Below are 24,983 nucleotides of genomic sequence, written 5' to 3' on the forward strand. Positions count from 1 at the left end.
TTACGGGGGGCGTCTTACGTGTGACGTACATCTAGGGCGCGACCGTTGCGCCCAGCGGGACTGGTGTGGCTTCTCAGCCCGCCGCGATGCCGTAGAGGCGGTCGCCGGCGTCGCCGAGGCCCGGGACGATGTAGCCCTTCTCGTTCAGCTTCTCGTCCATGGCCGCGGTGACCACGGTCACCGGGATCTCGAGGTCGGCCAGCTCCTGCTCCAGGCGCGCGCAGCCCTCGGGCGCGGCGAGCAGGGTGACCGCGGTGATGTGGTCGGCACCCCGGTCGACGAGGAACCGGATCGCCGCGGCGAGCGTGCCGCCCGTCGCGAGCATCGGGTCGACGACGTAGCACTGGCGCCCGGAGAGGTCCTCGGGCAGCCGCTCCGCGTACGTCGTCGCCTCGAGGGTCTCCTCGTTGCGCACCATGCCCAGGAAGCCGACCTCGGCCGTCGGGAGCAGCCGCATCATGCCGTCGAGCATGCCGAGCCCCGCCCGCAGGATCGGTACGACGAGCGGGCGCGGCGTCGCCAGCCGGGTCCCCGTCGTCGGCGCCACCGGCGTCTCGATCCGGGTCGGCTCGACCCGCACGTCCCGGGTCGCCTCGTAGGCGAGCAGGGTCACCAGCTCGTCGGCCAGCGAGCGGAACGTGGGGGAGTCGGTGTCCTTGTCCCGGAGCACGGTCAGCTTGTGGGCGACGAGCGGGTGGTCCACGACGATGGTGCGCATGGGCCGCAGCCTAGTGGCGCCACGCCGAAATCCTCTGGTCCTGTGCCCGATCCCGTGTCACGCTGAGGACATGCCCGCAAGCGACGCCGTCGACTTCGCGCTGGCCGCCTACCGCGAGGAAGGCGTCTGGCGGGTCGCCGAGCTGACCCCCGACCACGCCACGGACGTCGACGGGCTCGCCTCGGCGCTGCGCCGGTTCCCCGGTGACGGAGGTGCGGTCGGCATGGTCGCCGTCGACGAGGACTTCTTCGTCGTGGTCCGCGTCGCCGGGGCGCGCACCCGGGTGATGCTCTCCGACATCACGGCAGCGACCGAGTGGGAGCTGGCCGCGATCGTGGTCGAGCACCTCGGGCTGCCGGTGGTCGACGACGACGACGATCCCGAGCCGGCCGGGGACCTCGAGCTCCTCAGCGACCTCGGGGTCGACGCGATGGACCTGGCGGCGATCCTCGACGACGACGAGCTCTACCCCGACGAGATGCTCTCCGAGATCGCCCGCGGCCTCGGCTTCGGCGACCTCTTCGACGACGTCGTCGGCCTCACCTCGGCGTGAGGCGCGCCTGGGAGGCGCCGATGCGGGCGGCGCTGGCCGAGGCGTCGGCGGCGCTCGCGACGGGCGACGTACCGATCGGCGCGGTCGTGCTCGATGCGTCCGGTGCGGTGGTCGGGACCGGCCGCAACGTCCGCGAGCGGGACGCCGACCCGACCGGGCACGCCGAGGTGGTCGCGCTGCGCGAGGCCGCCCGCGCCCGGGGGGAGTGGCGGCTGACCGGCTGCACCCTGGTCGTGACCCTGGAGCCGTGCACGATGTGCGCCGGGGCCGCCGTGCTGGCCCGGGTCGACCGCGTCGTCTTCGGTGCGTACGACGACAAGGCCGGCGCCGTCGGCTCCCTCTGGGACGTCGTGCGGGACCGCCGCCTCAATCACCGCCCCGAGGTGGTCGCCGGGGTGCTCGAGGCCGAGTCGGTCGCGCTGCTCGACGGGTTCTTCGCCGAGCACCGATGAGTCGGCCGCCCGGCGGCGGTCAGGACGTCATGGACCTCATCGACTTCGTCCCGGCCACGGCGACCCTGCGCGACCTGGTCGCCTCGGTCACCGACGACCAGCTCGGCGCCCCCACGCCCTGCCCCGACTACACCGTCGGCGACCTCGTCGAGCACGTCGGCGGGCTGGCGATCGCCTTCGCGGGAGCGGCCCGCAAGCAGCCCGTGCCGGGCGCCGAGGAGGGCGGCAGCGGCGACGCCTCCCGCCTCGAGCCGGGCTGGCGCACGCGGATCGACACGGACCTGGCCGACCTCGCCGCGGCCTGGTCGGTGCCGGCGGCCTACGAGGGGGAGACCCAGGCCGGGCCGTTCCTGATGCCGGCGCCCGAGGCCGCCGCGGTCGCGCTGGACGAGGTGGTCGTCCACGGGTGGGACCTGGCGACGGCGCTCGGCCGGCCGTTCGTCGTACGGGAGGAGGACGTGGCGGCGTGCCTCGCCTTCGCCGAGCCGTTCTCGACCCCCGAGGCGGTGGCGATGCGCGCGCCGGCGTTCGGGCCCGTCGTACCGGTGCCGGACGGGGCGCCCGCACTCACCCGTCTGCTCGGACTTCTCGGTCGGTCAGCAGGCGCGAGCGGATGAGGAACCGGACGCCGTAGGGCGCCTCGAGCGAGAAGCCCGCGCCCCGGCCGGGGACGACGTCGATGGTGAGGTGGGTGTGCGACCAGTACTCGTGCTGGGCGCGCGACATCCACACCGGCACCGGCCGGTCCAGGCCGACGTCGAGGTCGCCGAGGTGGACGTCGGCGTCGCCCAGCAGGAACTCCCCGTCGGGGTAGCACATCGGCGCCGACCCGTCGCAGCACCCGCCGGACTGGTGGAACATGACCGGACCGTGCGCCTCGGTGAGGCGGCGGAGGAGCTCCGCCGCCTCACCGGTGACCGCGACGCGCTCCATCAGAAGAAGCCGAGCGCGTCCGGGCTGTACGAGACCAGCAGGTTCTTGGTCTGCTGGTAGTGGTCGAGCATCATCTTGTGGTTCTCGCGGCCGATGCCCGACTGCTTGTAGCCGCCGAACGCCGCGTGCGCCGGGTAGGCGTGGTAGTTGTTCGTCCACACCCGGCCCGCCTGGATCGCCTTGCCGGCGCGGAAGGCCTGCGCCCCGTCGCGCGACCAGACGCCCGCACCCAGGCCGTACAGCGTGTCGTTGGCGATCTTGAGCGCGTCGGCCTCGTCGTCGAAGCCGGTGAGCGAGACGACCGGGCCGAAGATCTCCTCCTGGAAGATCCGCATCGAGTTGTCGCCCTCGAAGACGGTCGGCGTCACGTAGTACCCGCCGGCGAGGTCGCCGTCGAGGATCGCGCGCTCGCCGCCGGTGAGGACCTTCGCGCCCTCGTCCTTGCCGATCTCGATGTACGACAGGATCTTCTCGAGCTGGTCGTTGGACGCCTGCGCGCCGATCATCGTGGTGTCGTCGAGCGGGTTGCCCTGCTTGATCGCCTCGACCCGCTTGACCGCGTCGTGCACGAAGTCGGAGTAGATGCTGCGCTGCACCAGCGCGCGGCTCGGGCAGGTGCAGACCTCGCCCTGGTTGAGCGCGAACATCGCGAAGCCCTCGAGCGACTTGTCGTAGAAGGCGTCGCGGTCGCTGGCGACCGACTCGAAGAAGATGTTCGGGCTCTTGCCGCCGAGCTCCAGCGTCACCGGGATGATGTTCTGACTGGCGTACTGCATGATCAGGCGCCCGGTCGTGGTCTCGCCGGTGAACGCCACCTTGGCCACGCGCGGGGACGACGCCAGCGGCTTGCCCGCCTCGACGCCGAAGCCGTTGACGATGTTGAGCACGCCGGCCGGCAGCAGGTCCCCGACGAGCTCGACCAGCTTGAGGATCGACCACGGCGTCTGCTCGGCGGGCTTGAGGACGACGGCGTTGCCGGCGGCCAGGGCGGGCGCGAGCTTCCAGACCGCCATCAGGATCGGGAAGTTCCACGGGATGATCTGGCCGACCACGCCCAGCGGCTCGTGGAAGTGGTAGGCGATCGTGTTCTCGTCGATCTCACCGATGGAGCCCTCCTGGGCCCGCAGCGCGCCCGCGAAGTAGCGGAAGTGGTCGATCGCTAGCGGGATGTCGGCGGCGAGCGTCTCGCGCACCGGCTTGCCGTTCTCCCAGGTCTCCGCGACGGCGATGGCGGTCAGGTTCGCCTCCATCACGTCGGCGATCTTGAGCAGGATGTTGGACCGCTCGGTCGTCGAGGTCCTTCCCCACGCCGGCGCCGCCGCGTGCGCCGCGTCGAGCGCCGCCTCGACGTCCTCGGCCGTGCCGCGGGCGATCTCGGTGAACGGCTTGCCGTTGACCGGCGAGATGTTCTCGAAGTAGTCGCCCCGGATCGGGTCGACCCACTGGCCGCCGATGAAGTGGCCGTAGCGGGGCGCGACGGTGACCAGCGAGTCGGGCTGGCCGGGTGCTGCGTAGACGGTCATGTGGGTGCTCCAGTGTGTCGTCGGAACGCCGTCGTTGTGACGGCGGTCACGACGCTAGGAGCGGGAACGTTGCGGGTGCGTTGCGTCAGCCGAGCTCGGCGTCGAGCCGGGCCAGCTGACCCTCGACCAGCGCGCGCATCGGCGACGTCGCCGGTACGGCGGACCGCTGGGCCAGCCACATCTCGTAGTCGTCGCGGCCCCACCCCGAGCGGGTCCAGGCCGACATCAGCTCCGGCGTGCCCGAGCGCAGCAGCGCCTGGCGCACCGAGGCGGCGAGGCGTTCGCGCAGGGCGACGATGCCGGGAGCCGTCGAGCGCGGCAGCACCGGGCCGCCGTACCCCTGCATGGCGGCGCGGAGGTCGCCCGCCGCGAGCTGCGCCTCGACCGCCAGCCAGTCGCCGGTGACCGGCGCGGTGAGCCGGTACGGACGCGAGGCGAGCAGCTCGTCACCGAGCAGCCCGCGCAGCCGGTTGAGCTCGGCGCGCAGGGTGGAGGTGCCGCCGTCCTCCTCGTAGAGCAGGACGGCGAGCTCATCGCCGGTCAGGCCGCCGGGCGTGGCCGCGAGCAGGGCGACGATCTCGCTGTGCCGGCGGCTGAGCCGGATCCGGGAGAGGCGCGCGCGGCCGTCGTCCACGGTGACGAGGGCCTCGTCGTGGCCGAGCAGCTCGAGGAGGAGGCGCACGCCCGTCGTACGGGCGTCGGAGGGGGCGGGCGGCGGCGGTGCCTGCCGAGCCAGCTCGGCCTCGGCCAACCGCGCCGCGGCCCGCACCATCGCCATCGTCTGCGGTACGACGAGCGCATCCCCGCCCGTCACGTCGAGCACCCCCAGCAACCGGCTGGTCAGCGGATCGTGGATCGGCGTCGCCGCACAGCTCCACGACCGCACCGCCGACCGGAAGTGCTCCTCGCGCGTCACCAGCGCCTCACGCCCGGTCGCCAGCGCCAACCCCGGAGCATTGGTCCCGACCAGCCGCTCGTCCCAGTTGCTGCCCTCGACGAACCCGATCCGCTCCGCCTGCCGCAGGGTCTCCGGCGTCCCGCAGACCCACAGGAGGGTCCCCTCGGCGTCCGCCAGCGCCATCACCGCCCCGCAGTCGCGCACCTCGCGCCCCAGGACGTCGTCCAGCAACGGGAACACGCGCGCCAGTGGATGCGCCTCGCGCCGCCCCCGCAGATCCGGCGTCTCCAGCGTGATCGGCGCATCCCCCTGCCCGACCTCCACCCCGGCCGCCGCCGAGCGCTCCCACGACGCCGCCACCTCGGCCCGCATGTGCGGCCGCGCGGCGTCCGGACTCATGACTTCAGTAGACAACGTCGTCCCCCATGTGACCAGGGTCTCTCCCCGCGACTCTGCTCGTCGTACGTTGCATGGACGTTGCATCGGCGCCTCCGGAGGGATCGCGAGGTCGATTTCGGGCGTGGCGCGGCGCTCCGGTAAGGTTCCCCGCGGTGGCGTGTCCGAGCGGCCTAAGGAGAACGCCTCGAAAGCGTTTGTGGGTGCAAGCCCACCGAGGGTTCAAATCCCTCCGCCACCGCCAGCACGGAGAAGCCCCGATCGGATGTGTCCGACTCGGGGCTTCTCTGCGCTCGGTTCGGTGGAACCGCCGATCGCCTAGCGGCGTGTCGAGTGCTGTTCCGGGACCGGATTGAATAGGTTCATCAGCACCAGGCGCTCCGCTTCGGCTCGCGTGAGGAATATCAGGTGCGACACGAATCCTTGTCAGATCCTTCTGGTCACGGCCCCGGCCCGAGAGACCCGCGAAGGGATCGGTTGAGCCTGGTCAGGGTGCCTGAGAGGTCCTCCCCGTTCACCATCGCGCGCGAGAGAGTCGACCTGATCCCGGATCTGGCTCTCAGCCCGACCCGCGCCGAATGGCTCCGACGCACGGGGGCGCTCGCTGTCGTGCACCTCATGGTCGGCGATCCTCGGCAAGCGGAAGCGGAACTCGCCGGCGCCCTCGACGCGAAGCTTGCCGGGCGTGACCCAGTCGTCCGCCGGCTCGAGGCGTACGTCGTCATCGAGTTCCGGGTCGGGACGCTCGACGACGACGAATGGGCATGTGCCGCTGAAGTGGCTGCCGGCGTCGCCGCCTACCTTGACCTTCCGGAGGACGCACGGACGGGCGTCCGGCTTTCAAGGCTCACGTAGGCAAGGTCCATTGCCCTGTCGTGTCTGAGCGGTTAACATCCGAAGCTGTTGTTGAAGACAGACCTGCGTTGAGGGGAAACCCGAGTGGCGAACAACAGTGAAGAGTATGACCATTCCTTGCTTGACGAGCGCATCCTGGTCAAGTTCAAGCAGTTGACCGCGGCTAGCCAGCTTTCGATCTTGCGAAAGCTGGCGACGCCTGACATGCCGACCTGGTTGCAGAGGACACGTAGCCCGCGCAAGAAGGTCGGGGTCGAGCGAGAGATCGACGACTATGCCGCAGCCGAGAACCTGATGTTCGTCGGGATCCTCACGGCCGAGGAACAGTTCAGGGATGCGAGCAGGCGAGTCCGGCGGATCCTCGGCTTGGAGCGACAGCCTGACGGCCGACCTGCCTGAAGCGCATGAATGCTCTTGAGTTCACTGCTGCGGCGATCGACTCGCTGGCGTGGCCGTTGGCGGTCGTTCTCCTCGTGCTCGTGCTGCGAAAGCACGCTCCCGAGTTCCTCGCGAGCATCCGCAAGGTCAAGGTGCCTGGTATCGAGGTTGAGCTCGAGAAGGCGAAGTCGGAGGTCGCAGAGCTGGTCGTCAGCGTTGGTCCGGGGACGGCGGATGCCTCCGATGTTCTCGTCTCGGGGTCGCTTCATCCTAGGGCGGTCATCGACTCCTACTACGAGAAGTTGGAACAGGCGCTGCGGAGCCTCTTACGTGACCCGCGGGACGCCGAAGGGCGGACCTTCGTCGAGGTCTTGAGGAAGGCGCAGGACGGTGGAGTCCTCACAGCCGAAGGTGCTGGCGCAGCGCACGCCCTCCGGCTCATGCGGAACGCGGCGATGCAGCAGGACGAGTGGACGCTGACGTCTGGTGACGCGGCGGAGTTCGCCATTCTGGTCGACGCCGCAATCAAGGCGATCGAAGACGGTGGCGACGGCACGTGATGGGAGGCGCCGGGCCTGGTCCCGCGTACGCCGTGACGACTGACTCCTGAGGACGGGCTGGGCGCCCACCTGAAACCATGTCCCCATGGACGACCTGCGGACTCTCCACCGCACGCTCGACCTCTGCCTCAAGGTCGGCGAGGTCCTGCTCTCCTCCGGCGCCGGCGCACCGGACGTCGTCGCCACCATGCGCGCCGTCGCCCGGTCGCTGGGCATCCGGCACACCCAGGTGGACGTGACGTTCACGTCGCTGGCGATGAGTGTCCAGCAGGGGGCCGATGAGGCGCCGGTGGTGCAGATCCGGCAGGTGACGCAGCGGGAGATCGACTACGAGGACCTGACCCGGGTCGATCACCTGGTGCGGGACGTCGTCGCGGGGCAGGTCGATCTCGAGGAGGCGCGCAACCGGTTGGCGCAGATCGTGTCGTCGGGGCACGCGCGGCCGCGGTGGGCGGCGACGCTCGGGTGGGGGCTGATGTGTGCGGGTGTCGGGCTGCAGCTCGGGGGCAACCTGGTGGTGGTGCTGGTGGCGATGCTGGCGGCGATCTGCATCGACCGGCTCCAGCTGCTGATGACGCGGCGGCGGCTGCCGCTCTTCTACCAGCAGGTGGCGGGTGGGGTGGTCGCGACGGTGCTGGCGGCGCTCGGTACGCGGTTGGCCGAGCCGTGGCTGCACCTCAACGCGTCGTTGGTCGTGACGGCCAACATCATCATGCTGCTGGCGGGCATCGGGTTCATGGGGGCGATCCAGGATGCGCTGTCGGGCTTCTTCGTGACCGGTGGGGCCCGCATCCTCGAGGCGGTGCTGGCCACGGCGGGCATCATCGCGGGGGTCAGTGGCGGGTTGTCGTTGTGCGCGGCGGTGGGGTTGGAGGTGCCGCGGCTGACGTTGCCCCGCTTCGACCTCGTGGGGGTCAGTGCGGTCGGGGTCGGCGGGGCGATCGCGGCGGCGGCGTTCGCGTTCGCGTCGTACGCGCCGCTGCGGACCCTGCTGCCCGTCGGCCTCCTCGGAGGTACGGCGCTCGCCGCGACGGAGATCATGGGCGAGGCCGGTTTCGGCCGCACCTGGGCGGTCGGGCTGTCGGCGTTCGTGATCGGCCTGTTCGGCTACACGGTCGGGCGCCAGTTCCGGGTGCCGCCGCTGGTGGTCGTGGTGTCGGCGGTCGTGCCGATGCTGCCCGGCCTGTCGATCTACCGCGGCCTCTTCCTGCTCGGCGAGGAGGGCGGCCAGCAGGCCGCCCAGGGCCTCCTCGCGATGGTCACCGCCGCCTCGATCGCCATCGCGCTCGCGTCCGGCGTCATCCTCGGCGAGTACGTCGCCCAGCCGGTCATGCGCGAGGCCCGACGCGTCGAGGTGCGGCTCGCCGGACCGCGCCTGGTCGGCGTCACCCGGGTACGACGGAACCGCCGGCGCCGGGACCTCGAGTCCCGGTGATCCGGGGCGGTTGCCCCTGGTTCCCGGGTCACCGGGCACTCCACAGTGGAGCCCGTGCCACGCCGTCTCGCTCTCCCTAGCCCCCGCGTCCCCATGGTCGTGACCGGGGTGCTCGCGCTGGTCGCGAGCCTCCTGCTCGTCCTGGGGACGCCGATGACGGCGTCGGCACAGCGCCCGCCGGCGCCGGACCTCACCGGCCCGGCGGGCCCCGTCGTACCGGGGGCGGTCGTCATCCTCCGCGGCCGCACCCGTACGACGTCCGCCCGCCCCCTCGTCGAGCTCGAGCGGGAGCAGGCGGGGCGATGGGTGCGCGACCAGCAGGTGAGGGCGAACCGCGTGGGGCGGTTCGTGCTGCGGGTGCGCGTGCCGGAGCAGACCCGGTTCCGGGTCCGCGTCGGCGAGCGCACCTCGCGTCCGGTCCTCGTGCGGGTGCGCCCCGGCGTCCGTACGACGACCGCGTCCGCGCCCGTCGCCACCACGGCGCACACCCGGGTCCCGCTCACCGCGACCAGCCGACCCGCGCGGCCGGGGGCCACGGTGGTGTTCCAGCGGCGTGAGGCCGACGGTCACTGGCACACGCTGGGCACGGCGGTCGAGAACCGCACCGGCCGGGCGAGCTTCCTGGTCACGCCCGAGGCGACGACGACCTACCGGGTCCAGGCCACGGGTGCGTCCGCGGCGACGACCACGGTCGCGCTCCGCGCGCGGTCCGCGAAGCCGTGGGTGACCGGCTACTACGCGGGCTGGTTCTGGGACCAGGAGTACGCGCCCCACGAGGTCGACATGAGCGACCTGTCGCACTTCGTGTTCGGCCGGGTCGCGCCCGGCGGCGGCTCGCTCGACGGTGTCCCGGGAGCCGTCGTGCCTGGCGCCGGCTCCGCGCACGACCCGGCCGCGTCGCCGTACCCGGGGACGACGGTCGAGGACTATCTCGTCGACCGGGCGCACGCGGCGGGTGCCAAGGCGCTGCTGATGCTCGGCGGCGACGGCTTCGACGGCCGTGGGTTCGTGGCTTCGACGACCGATGCGGTGCGCCCGATATTCGTGCGCAACCTCGTCGACTACCTCGTGGCGCACGACTACGACGGCGTCGACGTCGACTGGGAGAACTGCCTCGGCGGCGAGGCCTGGGAGTGCGGCGTCCGGATCTCGCGCGATGAAGCGGTCCGACGGCTCAGCGCCCTCGTCGTCGAGGTCCGGGCAGAGATGGCCACCCGCCCGCGGTACGCCGCGCAGCCCGGCCTGATCACCTTCCCCGGCTACCCGGTCAACACCAACCACCTGCAGCCCGGCGGCAAGGTCGACGCCTGGCAGGCGGAGATGACGTGGCTGGTCGACCAGTACAACCTCATGTCCTACGGCATCGGTACGACGTGGAACCGCGACGGCTGGAGCTCCTGGTTCTCCGGCGCGCTGGACGACGAGTCGCCGACCACGCCGGTCAGCATCGACAGCAGCATCGACGCGTACGTCGCGACCGGCGCGCCGCGCGACAAGATCGGCCTGGGGATCGGCCTCTACGGCATCTACTTCGGCCCCAACGTGACCGGACCGCGCCAGTCCACCGAGACCAACGAGATCTACGAGACCAACGACGTCGCGCTGTCGTACACGCGGTTGGTCGAGATGGGCTACCTCGACCACGGCACCCGGCGCTTCGACGCCGACGCCTCGTCGACGTACCGCACCTACGGGGGCGGCGGCTACGTGCCGCCCACCGAGCCGGGTCTGCCGCCGCGCAACCCCGCGGGCTTCCTGTCCTACGAGGACGAGGAGTCCATCGCGGCCAAGGCGGACTACGTCGCCGCCGGGGGAGCGGGCGGGACGATCGTCTGGACGCTCAACTACGGCGCCCTGCCCGACGGCAGCAACCCGCTCCTCGACGCGATCGGGCGTACCTTCCTGCGCCGCTGACCGAGCACCTCTCTAGGTCCGCACCTTTGGGCCCCCGCTTCCGGCGGGGGCCCATCTTCTTTTGGTCCGGACCTTGACGCAGCCGTGACGTGCGTCATATACATACCTAAACCTGAAATCAGATTCGTAAATGAGGTCGAGGGATGGCACTGGTCGCGCACGTACTGAAGGAGGGCGCCTCGGCGGACGCCGGCCTCCTCGTCCTGCGGGTCGCGGTCGGGCTCCTCGTCCTCGGCCACGCGGTGCAGAAGTCCCTGGGCCGCCTCGGCGGTGACGGCCTCGCCGCGACCGCCGCGATCTTCGAACGGGTCGGCTACCGGCCGGGGCGGCCGATGGTGGTCATCGCCGCCGCCTCCGAGACGGTCGGCGCGGTCCTGCTCATCGCCGGGCTGGTCACCCCGCTCGCCGGGGCGATCGTCGCCGCGGTGATGGTCGTCGCCTGCTCCGTCCACTGGCCGTACGGCGTGTGGGCGGCCCAGCGCGGCTTCGAGCTGCCCCTCACCTTCGGCATCGCGGGCGCCACGCTCGCCCTCGTCGGCCCGGGGCGCTGGTCGCTCGACGCCGCCTTCGGGATCGACCTGCCCGCCTGGTCCGGGGCAGCGGCGCTCGCCGTCTGCCTGGCCGGTGCCGCGGCGCTGATCGCCGTCCGTGCCGTCAACCAGCGCCGCCCCTCCTAAGAAGCGTCCTGCGCGCGGTCCGGGCGCGCCAGACGAGCCCATCTCACCTGTCACACCGTCGTACCTGGGAGAACACATGAAATCGTTCGTGAAAGCCGTCGCCCCCGCGCTCGCCCTGGGCCTGGCGGTCTCGGCCTGCTCGTCCAAGGCCGACGAGGCCTCCGGTGGCGTCGGCGCCGACGGCGTGAAGATGGGCGCCGGCGTCACCAAGGACAGCATCACGCTGGCCGCGCTCGTCCCGCTCAGCGGCCCGATCGGCGGTCTCGGCCAGGACGGCGTGGCCGGCGTGAAGCTCTACTTCGACAAGGTCAACGCCGACGGCGGCGTCTGCGAGCGCCAGGTGGCCATCGAGGCCCGCGACAACAAGTACAACTCGCAGGAGACGATGACGCAGTACACCGGTCTCAGCGGTGACGTCGCGGCCGTCGCCAACCTCTCGCCCGGCACCGACGCGATCACGCTCGAGAGCCGGCTCAAGAAGGACGGCCTGGCCGTCATGGCCGGCTCCTACGACCCGCTGCTGCTCGCGGTCCACCAGGCGTTCATGCCCGGCACGCCCTACGACGTCGAGGCGGTCAACGGGATCAGCCACCTGGTCGACGAGGGCACGCTCGTGAAGGGCGACACCATCGGCGTCATCGCCTACCCCAACGGCATCGGCGAGGCGGTCACCAAGGGCGTCGACGGCGCGGCCGAGCACTTCGGGCTCAAGGTCGAGCACACCAAGATCGACAGCACCGCCACCGACGCGACCTCGCAGGTCAACACCCTCAAGCGGGCGGGCGCCAAGGTCATCGTGATGGGTACGGCGGGCGGCCCGACCGTCTCGGCCGCGTCCGTCGCCTCTGCCAGCGGGTACGACGTCACGATCCTCGCCACGAACCTCCTCTCGCAGGGCGACGTCCAGGGCGCCGCCAAGGACGCGATCGTCGACCACGTCGTGCTCACGTCGAACAGCGCGCCGTTCAGCTCCGACGCCCCGGCGGTCCAGAACCTGCTCGCCGCCTGGGAGAAGCAGGCCGACGGCCGCCCGATCACCGCGCCGGTCGCGGCCGGCTACCTGATGGCGGGCGTGCTCCACAAGGCGCTCCAGCAGGCCTGCGACGACGGTGACCTGACGCCGCAGAGCATCACCGCCTCGATGGCCAAGGTCGGCAAGATCGAGACCGACGGCCTCGGCGTGGACCTCGACTACTCGACGCCCGGCACGGCACCGTCGCTGGCGAGCTTCATCCTCAAGCCGGACCCGCAGGCCGAGGGTGGCGCGGTCATCGTCGCCGGTCCCGAGGAGAGCGACGCCGCCGCGGCGTACGCCGACGCGCAGGGCTACGTGAAGTAGGTCAGTGATGATCGAGGTCAAGGGTCTCGCCGTGCGCTACGGCGCCGCCGAGGTGTTCCACGACGTCAGCCTCCGGGTGGACGACGGGCGGATCGTCGCCCTGCTCGGCAACAACGGTGCCGGCAAGACGACGCTGCTCCGCACCCTGTCGGGCATCCTCGGCGGGCAGGGCGGCCGCGTGGTCGCCGGCACCGCGCACGGCGAGGCCCTCGACCTCACCCGCAGCCGGGCCGACCGGATCGTCCGCGCCGGCATCGTGCAGGTGCCCGAGGGGCGGCGGGTCTTCGGCCAGCTGTCCGTCGACGACAACCTGGCGGCCGGCGCGCTGTCGGTCCGCTCGCGGATCCAGGCGCGCAAGACCAAGGCTTGGGTGCACGAGCTGTTCCCCGTCCTCGCGGACCGGGCGCAGCAGCCCGCCGCGCTGCTGTCCGGTGGTGAGCAGCAGATGCTCGCCATCGGCCGGGCGCTCATGAGCAGCCCTCGGGTGCTGCTGATGGACGAGCCGTCGCTCGGCATCGCCCCGCTGGTGGCGCGGCAGATCATGGACACCGTCCGCGAGGTCAACCGGTCCGGCACGAGCGTGCTGCTGGTGGAGCAGAACACCAAGCTCGCGCTGTCGGTCGCGCACCACGCCTACCTGATGCACGGGGGCACGATCGTCGCCGACGGTCCGGCCGACGAGCTGGCTTCGTCGGACCTGCTGCTCGCGGTCAGCCTCGGCAAGCACACGGCAGCAGCCGTGCCGACCGGAGCGAACGCCCATGGTTGAGCCGATCCTGCAGGCCGAGGGCCTCACCGTCCGGTTCGGCGGCGTGGTCGCGCTCGACGACGTCTCGTTCTCGGTGGCGCCGGGCACCATCCACGCGATCATCGGCCCCAACGGAGCGGGGAAGTCGACCTGCTTCAACGCGATGACGGGCCTCTACCCCCTGGCCGCCGGCACGGTGCGGCTGTCCGGGGAGCGGCTCGATCGCGTGCCCCGGCACCGGATCATCGGCCGCGGCGTCGCCCGGACCTTCCAGAACCTGGTCCTGCCCGACGCGCTCACCGTCGCCGACGTGCTCCGGCTCGGCCGGCACCACCGCACCCGTGCGGGACTCCTCGGCACGGCGCTGGCCCTGCCGGCGGCGCGCCGCGAACGCCGTACGGACGACGGGGTGGTGCGGCAGGTTGCCGAGATCCTCGGTCTGGAGGGACATCTGACCGATCCGGTCGGCGTCCTCCCCTATGGTCTGCGCAAGAAGACCGAGATCGCCCGCGCGCTCTGCGCGGAGCCCGAGGTCCTCCTCCTCGACGAGCCCGTCGCGGGGATGAACGATGCGGAGTCGCGCGCCCTGGGCGAGCGCATCCGCGAGTGCCGCGAGCAGTTCGGGCTGACCGTGCTGCTCGTCGAACACGACATGGAGCTGGTGATGAGCCTGTCCGACCACGTGACGGTCCTCCAGTCGGGACGCGTCATCGCCGACGCTCGTCCCGAGCGGATCCAGCAGGACCCGGTGGTGATCGCCGCCTACCTCGGCGCCGACCCGATCGAGCTGACCGACGAGCGCGACGAGCGTGAGGACCGTGCGGAGGCGGTCGCTCGTGGATAGCCTCCTCAACGCGCTGGCCAGCGGCCTCTCGCTCGGCGCGCTGTACGCCGTGATGGCGCTCGGCTTCGTCGTGATCTACCGCGCCACCGGCGTCCTGAACTTCGCCCACGGTGCCTTCCTCCTCGTCGGCGTGTACGTCGCCTCGGTGGTCAGCGAGGACCACGGCTACCTCGTCGGCGTGCTCGCCGGACTGCTCACCGGAGCGCTCGTCGCGGTCGTCGCCGAGACGGTGTTCCTGCGCAACAGCCGCACCCACGACCACGTCACGCTGACGATCCTCACGCTCGGCCTCAACCTGCTCGTCGTGACCGAGATCAGCCGCCGGATCGGCACCGAGACGCTGCCGCTGCGCGACCCGATCGGCAACGACGTCGTCGAGATCGGCGCCGTCACGATGCCGACCGTGCGCCTCATCGCCCTCGTCGTGGCGGTGCTCGCGATCACCGTGTTCCTGCTGCTGTTCCGCTTCACCAGCTGGGGGCTGGCGATGCGCGTCAGCAACCAGGACGGCGAGGTGGCTGCCCTGATGGGCGTCCGGCTCTCCGCGGTGTCGTGGACGAGCTGGGCCATCGGCGGCGCACTCGCCGTCCTGTCGGGCCTCTTCCTCGCATCGTTCCCGACGCCGGGCGTGACGCCCGCGCTGGCGGACACGGCCTTCCGCGCGTTCCCCGCCGCTGTCATCGGCGGCCTCGGCTCGGTCGGCGGCGCACTCGTCGGCGGCGTCATGCTCGGCATGGTCGAGGCGTTCGCGGCGACGTACGAGGGCTCGCTGGGCGGCTGGGCGCACAACCTGTCCGGGATCTCCGCGTGGGTGCTGCTGCTCGTCGTCCTGCTGCTGCGGCCGCAGGGGCTCTTCAGCGCCAAGCAGGTGCAGCGTGTCTAGGGGGCGGGTGCTCGTCGCGGCCCTGCTGCTCGTGCTGCTCGTCGCGCCGTACTACCTCGACGGCTTCTGGCTCCAGCTCGGCGCGCTCGCCATGGCGGCCGGCGTCGCGGCCATCGGGCTCACCCTCCTGGTGGGCGTGGCGGGCCAGATCTCCTTGGCCCACGCGGTGTTCGTCGGCATCGGTGCCTACGGATACGTCGTGCTCGCCTCCGACCCGAGCGAGCTCGCCTGGGGCCTGGGCTGGCCGCCGGCGCTCGCGGTGCTCGGCGGTATCGGCCTCGCGGCCCTCGGCGGACTGGTGCTGAGCCCCCTCTCGGGCCGGGTCAACGGGCTCTACCTCGCGGTCGTGACGATCGGCCTGGTCTTCATCTGGCAGCACGTGCTGCAGGAGGTCGGCGGCATCAGCGGCGGGTACGTCGGACGCGCGGTGCCCGAGCTCGACATCTTCGGCATCAACCTCGGTGACACCGAGCCGTGGGTCGTCGCGCAGGTGCCCTTCGGGGCCGCCGAGAAGCTCTGGTGGCTCGCGCTGCTGGTGCTCGTCGTCGCCTTCGTGACCGCACGCAACGTGGTGCGCGGACGCCCCGGCATCGCGCTCGCGATGGTCAAGGAGAGCGAGATCGGCGCCTCCGCGCTGGGGATCGACGTCCGTCGGGGCCGGGCGGCGGCGTTCTTCCTCGCCGCGCTCTACGCCGGTGCGGCCGGTGTGCTGGTCGCGCTGACGGCCCAGTTCGTCACGCCGCAGGCGTTCGGCTTCCAGCTCTCCACGGACTACCTGGTGATGATCATCATCGGTGGCCTCGGCAGTGTGCGCGGCGCCGTGGCCGGCGCGGTCTTCGTGACGGCGCTGCCCCGCGTCCTGGGCCAGTACGCCGACCGGATGCCGTTCCTCTCGCCCGTCGGCGAGGGCGGCATCGACGCCAACGTGATGAGTGTGTTCGTCTACTGCGGGCTGCTCATCGTGGTCATCATGTTCGCCCGCGGTGGGCTCGACCGGGTGCTGGGCCTGCTGGTCGGTGGCCGGCGCCGGCGTCCGGCGCAGGAGCCCGTACCCGAACCCGTCCTGGCGGAGGTGGCCTGATGCAGACCTGGATCCACGTGCTCGACTGGCGGGCCAGCGCGGACGCCGATGCGGTGGCGATCCGCGACGACCGCGGTGCGCTGACCTACGGCGAGCTGCACGCCCTGGTCGAGTCCCGGGCCGGGGGCTGGCACGACCGCGGTGTGCGCAGCGGCGACGTCGTCGCGGTGCTCTCGCGCAACAGCGCGGAGCTCCTCGTCCAGACCCTCGCCCTGGTGCGGATCGGCGCGCTGCCGCTGCTGCTCAACTGGCGGATGACGCCGTCCGAGGTCGCCGAGCTGGTCGAGATGACCGCACCTGTGGCGGTGTTCGCCGACCCGACGTCGACCGGGCTGATCGGCCTGGTGCCGGGTGCGACCTGTGTCGTGGACGGTCCGGCGACCGAGGGGTGGCTCGCCGCGGCGAGCCTCGTGGGCGCCGTACCGGCCCGGCCGGACGAGCGGCTCAAGGTCGACGAGGTCGCGATGCTCATGCACACGAGCGGCACCACGGGGCGGCCGAAGGTGATCCCGCTCGACCACGGCTCGCTCGTGCGCAACCTGGCCGGCTTCGCGATCGACATCGGCGACCAGGTGCGCGGCAGCAACCACCTCGTGATGATGCCGCTCTTCCACCTCGCCGGGTTCGCCCAGGCGATGCAGTGCTTCCTCACCGGCGGCACGCTCGTCGTCCACGACGGCTTCGACGTCGACCGGGTGATCGACACGATCGCCGGCCAGCGGATCAACTTCTTCACCGCGGCGCCGACGATCATCGAGATGCTCGTCGACGCGCTCGAGACCCGGCGCCAGGACGCGGACCTCTCCAGCCTCCGCGAGGTCCAGTACGGCGCCGCGCCCATCGCGCCCGAGCTGCTGGAGCGTGCGCTGCGCCGGGTGTGCGGCCGCTTCCGGCAGATCTACGGCAGCACCGAGCTCCAGGGCTTCCTGTCGGTGCTGCGCCCCGAGGACCACGTCGCCGGCACCGCACGGCTCGCGTCCGCCGGCCAGCTCGTGCTCGGTTGGGAGGCCCGGATCGTCGACGCCTCCGGTGCCGCCCTGCCGGCGGGGACCCCGGGGGAGCTCCTCGTCCGCAGCGAGAACCTGATCGCCGAGTACTGGAAGGACCCCGAGGAGACGCGTCGTGCGTTCACCGACGACGGGTGGTTCCGCACCGGTGACGTGGGCGTGCTCAGCGCCGAGGGCTACCTCAGCATCGTCGGTCGCGCCAAGGACATGATCATCAGCGGCGGCGAGAACATCTACCCCGCGGAGATCGAGCGGGTGCTGCTCGAGCACGCCGACGTTGCCGAGGTCGCCGTCGTGGCCCGTCCCCACGAGCGTTGGGGGGAGACGCCGGTCGCGTTCGTCGTCCCGGAGCCGGACGTGGCGACCCTCGACCCCGAGGAGCTGCGGGCGTTCTGCCGCGCGCGGCTCGCCGGGTTCAAGTGCCCCAGCGACTACACCGTCATCGACGCGCTGCCCCGCAACGCCCTCGGCAAGGTGCTGAAGGTCGACCTGCGGCGCCGGCTCGTGGACACCGTTCCCCCGACGAGATAGGCAGGACCCGATGGACCACCACCGATCGATCGGCAGCATGCTGCGCCACTGGGCGGGCGTGCGGCCGGACGCGCCCGCCGTCGCCGTCGAGGGCGTCGCGGAGCACACCTTCGCGAGCTGGCTCGACGCGAGCAGCCGCCTCGCCGGCGGCCTCGCCGCCCACGGTGTCGGCCCGGGCGGCCGGGTCGGCTTCATCGGCAAGAACGCGGTGACCTGGGCCGAGGTGCTCGCGGCCGCGTCGTTCCGCCGGGCCGCCGCCATCCCGTTCAACTGGCGCCTCAGCGCCGACGAGACCACGGCCGTGCTGGCGGACGCCGACGTGGCCGTCCTCGTCGTCGAGGCGGAGTTCCTGCCCCTGCTGGGCCGTCCCGTCCCCGAGGACGGCGCCGCCCGGGTGCTGCTGCCCGGCGGCGACGAGCAGCCGTACGACGCGTGGCTGGCCGGGCAGGTCGCCGTACCGGCGCTGGATCCGGAGCCCGACGACATCGCGTTCCTCATCTACACCTCGGGCACGTCCGGCCGGCCCAAGGGCGTCGAGCTGCCCAACCGGGCGGTCGCCGCCAACCTCGCCGCGCCCGCGCCGTGGGACATCGCCGAGGGCGACGTCGTCATGGTGCCGGCGCCGATCTTCCACCTGTCCGGCACGGGCTGGGTGTTCTACTGCCTCGGCCTCGGCGCGACCTCGCTCTACGTGCTCGACATCCGCCCGGACCTCGTCCTCGGCGTCTTCGCGGACGGACGCGTCGACCACGCACTCACCGTGCCCGCCGTCGTGCAGGCGCTCGTGCAGCACCCCGGCGCGGCCGAACGCGCGTACCCGCGGCTGCGCACGCTCATCTACGGCGGTTCGCCCATGTCGCCCACGGTCGCGGACGCCGCGCGCGAGCTGTTCGGCTGTGACCTGGTCCAGAGCTACGGGATGACCGAGACCTGCGGTCCCATCACCTTCCTGGGGCCGGAGGACCACCGCCGTGGCGGGGCGCGGCTCGCGTCGGCCGGCGTCGCCGTCCCCGGTGTCGAGCTCGGCGTCTTCGACCCTGCGACGGGGGAGCGCTGCGCCGAGGGGGAGACGGGAGAGGTCTGGACCCGCAGCGCGCTGATCATGGCCGGGTACCGCAACCAGCCGGGCGAGCTGAGCGCCGTGCTGCGCGAGGACGGCTGGTTCCGCACCGGTGACGCGGGCTACCAGGACGCCGACGGCTACCTGTTCCTGTGCGACCGGGTGAAGGACATGATCGTGTCGGGCGGCGAGAACATCTATCCCGTCGAGGTCGAGAACGTCCTGATGACCCACCCCGGCGTGCGCGACGTCGCCGTCATCGGTGTGCCGCACGAGCGCTGGGGGGAGACGGTCAAGGCCGTCGTCATCCCCGCAGCGGAGCGGCCCGACCCGGCCGAGCTGGTCGCCTACTGCCGCGAGCGGCTCGCCCACTACAAGTGCCCGACGTCGGTCGACCTGGTCGAGGCGCTCCCGCGCAACCCGAGCGGCAAGCTGCTCAAGCGCGAGCTGCGGGCGCCGTACTGGGCCGGGCGCTCGCGCGAGATCGCCTGACGGACGCAGAGAAGAAGGGGGAGCACAGTGGTCGCACGCTACGAGGAGGTCGCCCGGTCGCTCGCGCGCCGGATCGAGGACGCGACCTACCCGGTGGGCTCGCAGCTGCCGCCGGAGGTCGAGCTCGCGTCGGCGTACGCCGTCTCGCGGGCGACCGTGCGCTCCGCGCTCGACTCGCTCGAGCGGCTCGGCATGGTCTCGCGCCGCCGCCGGATCGGCACCCGGGTCGAGGCGGTCCGGCCCACGACGGGGTACGCCCGCACCGTGACGACCATGAACGAGCTCGTCCAGTACTCCACCGAGACCCGCCGCAGCGTGCTCGGTCAGCGCGAGGTCGTCGCCGACGCCGATCTCGCGTCCCTGCTGGGCTGCGAGCCCGGACGGCCGTGGGTGCACCTGCGGATGCTGCGGCTCGACGAGGTCGGCGGTCTCGACGAGCAGCGCCCCCTCTGCCACACCGACGTCTACCTCGACCCGGACGTCGCCCTCGTCGTCGGTGACCGGATGGCCCGTCCCGACGGGCTGATCAACGAGATCGTCGAGCAGTGCACCGGCCGGATGACGGTCCGGGTGGACCAGCGCATCCGGGCCTGCTCCCTGTCGGCCGACCTGGCCGACGTCCTTCGGGCCGAGATCGGCAGCCCGGCGCTCCAGATCGTGCGCCGCTACGTCGAGCGCGGCGGCGACGTCGCCCAGGTGACCGTCTCCGTCCACCCGGCGGACCGTTTCGAGTTCACCGTCTCCATGGAGCGAGCCGGCGGCTGAAGCAGCCCTCGCTCCACCACCCCATCCCGGGAAACCCCCTAGAAATGAGGAAGAAGTGCGCATCACCGAGATCCGCGAGGTCGACGTACCCCTGCAGGGGGACATCGCCAACGCGGTCGTCAGCTTCGCCGAGCACAAGGTCTCGCTGGTCGCCGTGGTCAGCGACGTCGTGCGCGACGGGGTGCCGCTGACGGGTGTCGCGTTCAACTCGATCGGCCGGCACGCGCAGGGCGGCATCCTCCGTGAGCGGATGATCCCGCGCCTGCTGAGCGCCGACCCCTCGTCGTTGCTCGATCCCGACGGCGGCCTGCTCGACCCGGCCCGGGTGCTCGGCAGCGCGCTGCGCGACGAGAAGCCCGGCGGGCACGGCGACCGAGCGGCGGCCGCGAGTGCCGTCGAGCTCGCGTGCTGGGACCTGCTGGCCAAGGTGAACGACGAGCCGGCGTACGCCACGATCGCGCGGGCGCACGGTCGAAAGCCCGTACTGGAGGGGGTTCCGGTCTATGCGGCCGGTGGGTACTACCAGGCCGTCGACGACCTGGGCCGGCTCACCGACGAGGTGCGCGGCTACCTCGACGCGGGCTATCCCGCGGTGAAGATCAAGATCGGCGGGCTCCCGCTCGCCGAGGACCTGCGCCGGGTCGAGGCCGCCGTCGCCGCGGCCGGTGCCGGTGACCGCGTCGCCGTCGACGCCAACGGCCGGTTCGACCGCGAGCGTGCCCTGGCCTACGCCGAGGCGCTCGCGCCGCTCGGACTGCGCTGGTACGAGGAGGCCGTCGACCCGCTCGACTACGCCCTGACGGCCGAGCTGACCGCGGCGTACGACGGGCCGATCGCGACCGGCGAGAACCTCTTCTCGCGCCAGGACGTCGCCAACCTGCTCCGTTTCGGAGGCGTCCGGCCCGACCGCGACCTGCTCCAGATGGACGCCGGGCTGAGCTACGGGCTCACCGAGTACGCCGCCATGGTCGCGCTCATGGAGGAGGCCGGGTTCGACCGCCGCGCCGCCGTCCCGCACGGCGGGCACCTGGTCAACCTGCACATCGTCGTCGGCCTCGGCCTCGGTGGGTGCGAGGCGTATCCCGGTGTCTTCCAGCCGTTCGGCGGCTACAGCGACGACTGCGTGCTCGCCGACGGACTGATCCGCCCGGCCGACCACCCGGGCTTCGGGCTCGAGGCCAAGGTCGGCCTGGGCGACGAGATCGCGAAGCTGGTCGCCTGATGGCCGCCACTCCCTTGCGGATCGCCGTCGTCGGCTGCGGCGCGATGGGATCGGTCTACGCCGCCCGCCTCGCCGGCGCCGGCCATGACGTCCTCGTCGTCGACGCATGGGCGGACCACGTCCAGGCGATCGCCCGCGACGGACTCGCCCTCTCGGGCCCTGACGGCGAGAGAACCGCGCAGGTACGGGCGTTCCAGTCCCCACCCGCCGAACCGGTCGACCTCGTCGTGCTGGCCGTCAAGGCGGCCGACGTGGTGTCGGCCGCGGCCGGCCTCGCTCCGTTGCTGGACGACGACACCGTCGTCCTCACCGTCCAGAACGGCCTCGGCTCGGCCGAGGAGGTCGCCCGCGTCCTCGGCGCCGGACGCCTGGCCGTCGGCATCGCCAGCGGCTTCGGCGCCTCCCTGACCGCCCCCGGCCGGGTGCACCACAACGCGATGAAGGCGCTGCGCTTCGGTGCCTACGACGGCGTCTCTGGTGGTGGGCTTCCCGCCGACGACGTCGAGCGGATCGCCGCCGCCTGGCGGGCCGGCGGCTTCGACGCCGCCGCGGTCGGCGACATCGCCGCGATGCAGTGGGAGAAGCTCATCTGCAATGTCGCCTACAGCGCCCCCTGCGCACTCACCGGCCTCACCGTCGGCGAGGTGATGGACCATCCCGAGATGGGACCGATCAGCCGGGCGGCCGCCACCGAGGCGTGGGAGACCGCGCGGGCGCTGGGCATCGGGATCGACGTACCGGACCCGGTGGTGCACGTGCGCGACTTCGGCGCCCAGATGCCCGCCGCCAAGCCCTCGGCCCTGCTCGACCACGAAGCCGGACGCCGCAGCGAGATCGCCGTGATCAACGGCGCGATCCCGCGCGAGGCCGCGAAGGTCGGGCGGACCGCTCCGGTCAACGCCACGCTGACCGGGCTCGTCCGCACCCGCGAGGCGACCTTCTGAGAGCCGGGATCGCCGGTTTCTAGAGGTCTTCCGGCGCGCTCAACCGGCCCCGGATCGCCGTCGCCGCCGCCACCGGCGGCGAGACCAGGTGGGTCCGGGCGCCGTCGCCTTGGCGTCCCTCGAAGTTGCGGTTCGTCGTCGACGCCGAGCGGACGCCGGGCCCGAGGGCGTCCGGGTTCATCGCGGTACACATCGAGCAGCCCGACCCACGCCACTCGAACCCCGCCGCGGTGAACACCCGGTCCAGCCCCTCGGCCTCCGCCGCCCGGACCACGACCGCCGACCCCGGCACCACCAGCGCCCGTACGCCGTCGGCGACCGTGCCGCCGTTGGCCCGCAGCACATCCGCCGCGGCCCGCAGGTCCTCCAGCCGGCCGTTCGTGCACGAGCCGATGAACACGGTGTCGACGGCGATCGCGCGCATCGGCGTACCGGGGGAGAGGTCCATGTACCGCAGCGCCCGCGCCGCCGTCTCGTCGCCCGGTGCAGGTTCCGGCACGACGTCGTCGAGCGCGACCGCCTGGCTCGGGTTGGTCCCCCACGTGACCGTCGGGGAGACGTCGGCTGCATCGATCGTGATCGAGCGGTCGAAGACCGCGCCGTCGTCGCTGCGCAGCGTCCGCCAGTGGTCGGTCGCCGAGTCCCACGCCGCTCCGGTCGGCGCGAACGGCCGCCCCTCGACGTACGCCAGCGTGGTCCGGTCGGGCGCGATGACCCCACCCCGGGCACCGCACTCGATGCTCATGTTGCACAGGGTCATCCGCTCCTCGACGCCCAGCGCCTCGATGCAGCTGCCGCGCAGCTCCAGCACCGATTCGGCACCGCCGTTGGCCCCGATCGCCCGCACCACGTGCAGCGCCAGGTCCTTCGCCGTCACGCCCGCCCGCAGGACGCCGTCGACCCGCACCTCGAAGCTGCGCGGCCGCTCCATCCACAACGTCTGCGTGGCGAGCACGTGCTCGACCTGGCTCGTCCCGATCCCGAACGCCAGCGCGCCCAGGGCGCCGTGCGTGGACGTGTGCGAGTCGCCGCACACGATCGTCAGCCCCGGCTGGCTCAGCCCCTGCTCCGGACCGATCACGTGCACGATGCCGTTGCCCGCGGATCCCAGCGGGTGGTGCGGAACCCCGAACTCGGCGCAGTTGCGCCGCACCGTCTCCATCTGGAGGCGGCTCAGCGGGTCGAGCACGCCGTCGAGTCCCCCGGAGAGCAGGGGCGTGGTCGGGACGTTGTGGTCCTCGGTCGCGACCGTCAGGTCCGGGCGGCGTACGCCGCGACCGGCCGCGCGCAGCCCGGCGAACGCCTGCGGCGAGGTCATCTCGTGGAGCAGGTGGAGGTCGACGTACAGCAGGTCGGGGCCGCCGCCACGGTCACTGCCGCGGACGACGACGTGGTCGTCCCAGAGCTTGTCGAGGAGCGTGCGGGGACCCACCGGGTCAGCCGGTGACGGCCGCCGGCTGCCTCCTGTCGGCGGCGGTGCGCGGCGTGGTGCCGAGGTCGTCGGCGTTGAACGCACGCATCCAGCACGCGAACTCGAGCAGCACTCCGTCCGGGTCCTGGAAGTAGAACGACCGGACGTACACGCCGTCGTGCATCTCCGCCGCCACCTGCGAGGCGCTGTCGTCGTGGTTGACGATCGGACCCACCCGCACGCCGGCCGCCTTGAGCTTGGCCCGGTACTCCTGGAACTTCTCCGGCGGGACGTCGAACGCCACGTGGTTGAGCGAGCCGATCGCGCTCGTCCACTCGCCGAAGCCGGGCTTCTCGACCGGCGCCGAGATGCCCGGGACGCCGTCGGGGGCGTCGGGGAACCAGAAGAACGCCAGCGAGTTGCCGTTGCCGGCGTCGAAGAAGAAGTGCTGGCCGAGGTCGTCGGGCAGGTCGAGCGTCTTGAGCAGGGGCATGCCGAGGATGCCGCTGTAGAAGTCGACCGTCCGCTGCATGTCCGAGGACACCAGAGCCACGTGGTTGAAGCCGCGGAGCTCGAACTGGGTGTTGGCGTTGCCGCTCATCGACCTGCCTGCCTTCCGTCGCAGAAACTGATACTGACATCAGATTCAGGTATGAAACTAACACCAGGTTCGAATTCCACGCAAGAGTCGCCCCGCTCTGCCGGATCGGCGCCCCGGTTCCGGTACAACTGACCTGTGACCAGCACGCAGGCGCCCCGCCCCACCAAGCGGGGCCGGCAGACCCTCGAGGCGATCGACGCTGCCGCGCGCAAGGTCATCGCCGAGAAGGGCTTCCTCAAGATGACGGTGTCCGACATCGTCAAGGAGGCCGGCAAGTCCCCGGCCTCGTTCTACAACTACTACGACTCCAAGGAAGCGCTCCTCGAGCACTGGGCCCGCCAGTTCCAGGACGAGGCGCGTGACCGGCTCCAGGTCGCCGAGCAGAACGTCGGCTCGGATCCCCGTGAGCGCATCGAGGCCGCCGCCCGCGCGCACTGGGAGACCTACCGCGCCCGGATGGCCGAGATGGTCGGCGTCTTCCAGCTCGCGATGATCAACGACGAGTTCTCGCGGGTCTGGGACGAGATCTGCATGGAGGCCGAGTCGGGCATCGCCCGCGCGGTCGCCCGGGCGCAGCAGCGGGGCTTCTGCCCCGGGGTCGACCCGAACCTGACCGCCGGTGCGATCGTCGCGATGCTCAACATGTTCTGCTACGAGAACCTCGCCAACGGGCGGGCCGCCGACGTGAACGACGAGGCGTGCATCGCGACGCTCGCGAACGCCTGGTACCACGCGATCTACTGGACCGCGGACTAGCGGACTG

General features: G+C 71.9%; 26 protein-coding genes and 1 tRNA gene. 21 read left to right on the forward strand and 6 right to left on the reverse strand.

Annotated elements, in window-relative coordinates; all coding sequences use genetic code 11:
• Positions 1–73: 73 nt before the first annotated feature.
• On the reverse strand, positions 74–718 hold the full coding sequence (gene upp, locus CCO04_RS02995; RefSeq protein ID WP_215812597.1) for a uracil phosphoribosyltransferase: 645 nt from the start codon (positions 716–718) through the stop codon (positions 74–76).
• Positions 719–788: 70 nt separating this feature from the next.
• Here upp and CCO04_RS03000 point away from each other — a divergent pair, with 70 nt between their 5' ends.
• Genes CCO04_RS03000 through CCO04_RS03010 form a run of 3 tightly spaced genes read left to right on the forward strand, consistent with a single transcriptional unit; the run spans position 789 to position 2,340 of the window.
• On the forward strand, positions 789–1,271 hold the full coding sequence (locus CCO04_RS03000) for a tRNA adenosine deaminase-associated protein (protein ID WP_215812598.1): 483 nt from the start codon (positions 789–791) through the stop codon (positions 1,269–1,271).
• 20 nt (positions 1,272–1,291) lie between these two features.
• Positions 1,292–1,723, forward strand: a complete 432-nt coding sequence (locus CCO04_RS03005) for a nucleoside deaminase (protein ID WP_215812599.1) — start codon at positions 1,292–1,294, stop codon at positions 1,721–1,723.
• On the forward strand, positions 1,720–2,340 hold the full coding sequence (locus tag CCO04_RS03010; protein ID WP_215812600.1) for a TIGR03086 family metal-binding protein: 621 nt from the start codon (positions 1,720–1,722) through the stop codon (positions 2,338–2,340). The genes CCO04_RS03005 and CCO04_RS03010 overlap by 4 nt, the downstream gene beginning before the upstream one ends.
• Here CCO04_RS03010 and CCO04_RS03015 read toward each other — a convergent pair.
• From CCO04_RS03015 to CCO04_RS03025, 3 genes are all read right to left on the reverse strand, one after another.
• Positions 2,291–2,656 (reverse strand): DUF779 domain-containing protein, encoded by a 366-nt coding sequence (locus tag CCO04_RS03015; RefSeq protein ID WP_215812601.1) that lies wholly within the window; start codon positions 2,654–2,656, stop codon positions 2,291–2,293. The genes CCO04_RS03010 and CCO04_RS03015 overlap by 50 nt on opposite strands.
• Positions 2,656–4,179, reverse strand: a complete 1,524-nt coding sequence (locus CCO04_RS03020; protein WP_215812602.1) for an aldehyde dehydrogenase family protein — start codon at positions 4,177–4,179, stop codon at positions 2,656–2,658. The genes CCO04_RS03015 and CCO04_RS03020 overlap by 1 nt, the downstream gene beginning before the upstream one ends.
• 85 nt (positions 4,180–4,264) lie before the next feature.
• Positions 4,265–5,476 (reverse strand): GAF domain-containing protein, encoded by a 1,212-nt coding sequence (locus CCO04_RS03025; RefSeq protein ID WP_215812603.1) that lies wholly within the window; start codon positions 5,474–5,476, stop codon positions 4,265–4,267.
• Between the two features lie 151 nt (positions 5,477–5,627).
• Here CCO04_RS03025 and CCO04_RS03030 point away from each other — a divergent pair.
• The 17 genes from CCO04_RS03030 (at position 5,628) to CCO04_RS03110 (ending at position 22,208) form a co-directional block, all read left to right on the forward strand.
• Positions 5,628–5,717: transfer RNA gene (locus CCO04_RS03030), tRNA-Ser, on the forward strand.
• Between the two features lie 248 nt (positions 5,718–5,965).
• Positions 5,966–6,328 carry a hypothetical protein gene (locus CCO04_RS03035; RefSeq protein ID WP_215812604.1) on the forward strand — a complete coding sequence of 121 codons (363 nt, stop codon included), beginning with the start codon at positions 5,966–5,968 and terminating at the stop codon, positions 6,326–6,328.
• Between the two features lie 84 nt (positions 6,329–6,412).
• Positions 6,413–6,727, forward strand: a complete 315-nt coding sequence (locus CCO04_RS03040; protein WP_215812605.1) for a hypothetical protein — start codon at positions 6,413–6,415, stop codon at positions 6,725–6,727.
• 5 nt (positions 6,728–6,732) lie between these two features.
• Positions 6,733–7,266 carry a hypothetical protein gene (locus tag CCO04_RS03045; RefSeq protein WP_215812606.1) on the forward strand — a complete coding sequence of 178 codons (534 nt, stop codon included), beginning with the start codon at positions 6,733–6,735 and terminating at the stop codon, positions 7,264–7,266.
• Positions 7,267–7,351: 85 nt separating this feature from the next.
• A complete protein-coding gene (locus CCO04_RS03050; protein ID WP_215812607.1) occupies positions 7,352–8,701 on the forward strand; it encodes a threonine/serine exporter family protein in 1,350 nt (449 codons plus the stop codon).
• 93 nt (positions 8,702–8,794) lie between these two features.
• Positions 8,795–10,615 (forward strand): glycoside hydrolase family 18 protein, encoded by a 1,821-nt coding sequence (locus CCO04_RS03055; RefSeq protein ID WP_215812608.1) that lies wholly within the window; start codon positions 8,795–8,797, stop codon positions 10,613–10,615.
• Between the two features lie 143 nt (positions 10,616–10,758).
• Positions 10,759–11,292, forward strand: a complete 534-nt coding sequence (locus CCO04_RS03060; RefSeq protein ID WP_215812609.1) for a DoxX family protein — start codon at positions 10,759–10,761, stop codon at positions 11,290–11,292.
• Positions 11,293–11,380: 88 nt separating this feature from the next.
• On the forward strand, positions 11,381–12,631 hold the full coding sequence (locus CCO04_RS03065; RefSeq protein WP_215812610.1) for an ABC transporter substrate-binding protein: 1,251 nt from the start codon (positions 11,381–11,383) through the stop codon (positions 12,629–12,631).
• 7 nt (positions 12,632–12,638) lie between these two features.
• On the forward strand, positions 12,639–13,400 hold the full coding sequence (locus CCO04_RS03070; protein WP_215812611.1) for an ABC transporter ATP-binding protein: 762 nt from the start codon (positions 12,639–12,641) through the stop codon (positions 13,398–13,400).
• Complete coding sequence (locus CCO04_RS03075) at positions 13,393–14,223, forward strand: ABC transporter ATP-binding protein (RefSeq protein ID WP_215812612.1); 831 nt, start codon at positions 13,393–13,395, stop codon at positions 14,221–14,223. Before CCO04_RS03070 ends, CCO04_RS03075 begins: the two co-directional genes overlap by 8 nt.
• Positions 14,216–15,106 (forward strand): branched-chain amino acid ABC transporter permease, encoded by an 891-nt coding sequence (locus tag CCO04_RS03080; protein ID WP_215812613.1) that lies wholly within the window; start codon positions 14,216–14,218, stop codon positions 15,104–15,106. The genes CCO04_RS03075 and CCO04_RS03080 overlap by 8 nt, the downstream gene beginning before the upstream one ends.
• Positions 15,099–16,187, forward strand: a complete 1,089-nt coding sequence (locus CCO04_RS03085; RefSeq protein WP_215812614.1) for a branched-chain amino acid ABC transporter permease — start codon at positions 15,099–15,101, stop codon at positions 16,185–16,187. The genes CCO04_RS03080 and CCO04_RS03085 overlap by 8 nt, the downstream gene beginning before the upstream one ends.
• The gene (locus CCO04_RS03090; protein ID WP_215812615.1) at positions 16,187–17,725 is read left to right on the forward strand and encodes a class I adenylate-forming enzyme family protein; all 1,539 of its coding nucleotides are present in this window, start codon (positions 16,187–16,189) and stop codon (positions 17,723–17,725) included. Before CCO04_RS03085 ends, CCO04_RS03090 begins: the two co-directional genes overlap by 1 nt.
• A 10-nt stretch (positions 17,726–17,735) precedes the next feature.
• A complete protein-coding gene (locus CCO04_RS03095) occupies positions 17,736–19,277 on the forward strand; it encodes an AMP-binding protein (RefSeq protein WP_215812616.1) in 1,542 nt (513 codons plus the stop codon).
• Between the two features lie 27 nt (positions 19,278–19,304).
• On the forward strand, positions 19,305–20,042 hold the full coding sequence (locus CCO04_RS03100; protein ID WP_215812617.1) for a GntR family transcriptional regulator: 738 nt from the start codon (positions 19,305–19,307) through the stop codon (positions 20,040–20,042).
• A gap of 55 nt (positions 20,043–20,097) precedes the next feature.
• A complete protein-coding gene (locus CCO04_RS03105; protein WP_215812618.1) occupies positions 20,098–21,264 on the forward strand; it encodes an enolase C-terminal domain-like protein in 1,167 nt (388 codons plus the stop codon).
• Positions 21,264–22,208, forward strand: coding sequence for a ketopantoate reductase family protein (locus CCO04_RS03110; RefSeq protein WP_215812619.1), 945 nt, complete (start codon positions 21,264–21,266; stop codon positions 22,206–22,208). The genes CCO04_RS03105 and CCO04_RS03110 overlap by 1 nt, the downstream gene beginning before the upstream one ends.
• Before the next feature lie 19 nt (positions 22,209–22,227).
• On the opposite strand, the gene leuC is transcribed toward CCO04_RS03110, so the two are convergent.
• Positions 22,228–23,640: a 3-isopropylmalate dehydratase large subunit gene (gene leuC, locus CCO04_RS03115; protein WP_215812620.1), complete on the reverse strand. Its 1,413-nt coding sequence runs from the start codon at positions 23,638–23,640 to the stop codon at positions 22,228–22,230.
• 4 nt (positions 23,641–23,644) lie between these two features.
• Entirely contained in the window at positions 23,645–24,220 is a 576-nt protein-coding gene (locus tag CCO04_RS03120) for a VOC family protein (protein WP_215812621.1), read from the reverse strand.
• A gap of 135 nt (positions 24,221–24,355) precedes the next feature.
• On the opposite strand from CCO04_RS03120, the gene CCO04_RS03125 reads away from it, so the two are divergent.
• Entirely contained in the window at positions 24,356–24,976 is a 621-nt protein-coding gene (locus tag CCO04_RS03125; protein ID WP_215812622.1) for a TetR/AcrR family transcriptional regulator, read from the forward strand.
• Positions 24,977–24,983 lie beyond the last annotated feature (7 nt).

Origin of the sequence: Pimelobacter sp. 30-1, from assembly GCF_018831735.1 — a bacterium.
Taxonomy (GTDB): Bacteria; Actinomycetota; Actinomycetes; order Propionibacteriales; family Nocardioidaceae; genus Nocardioides.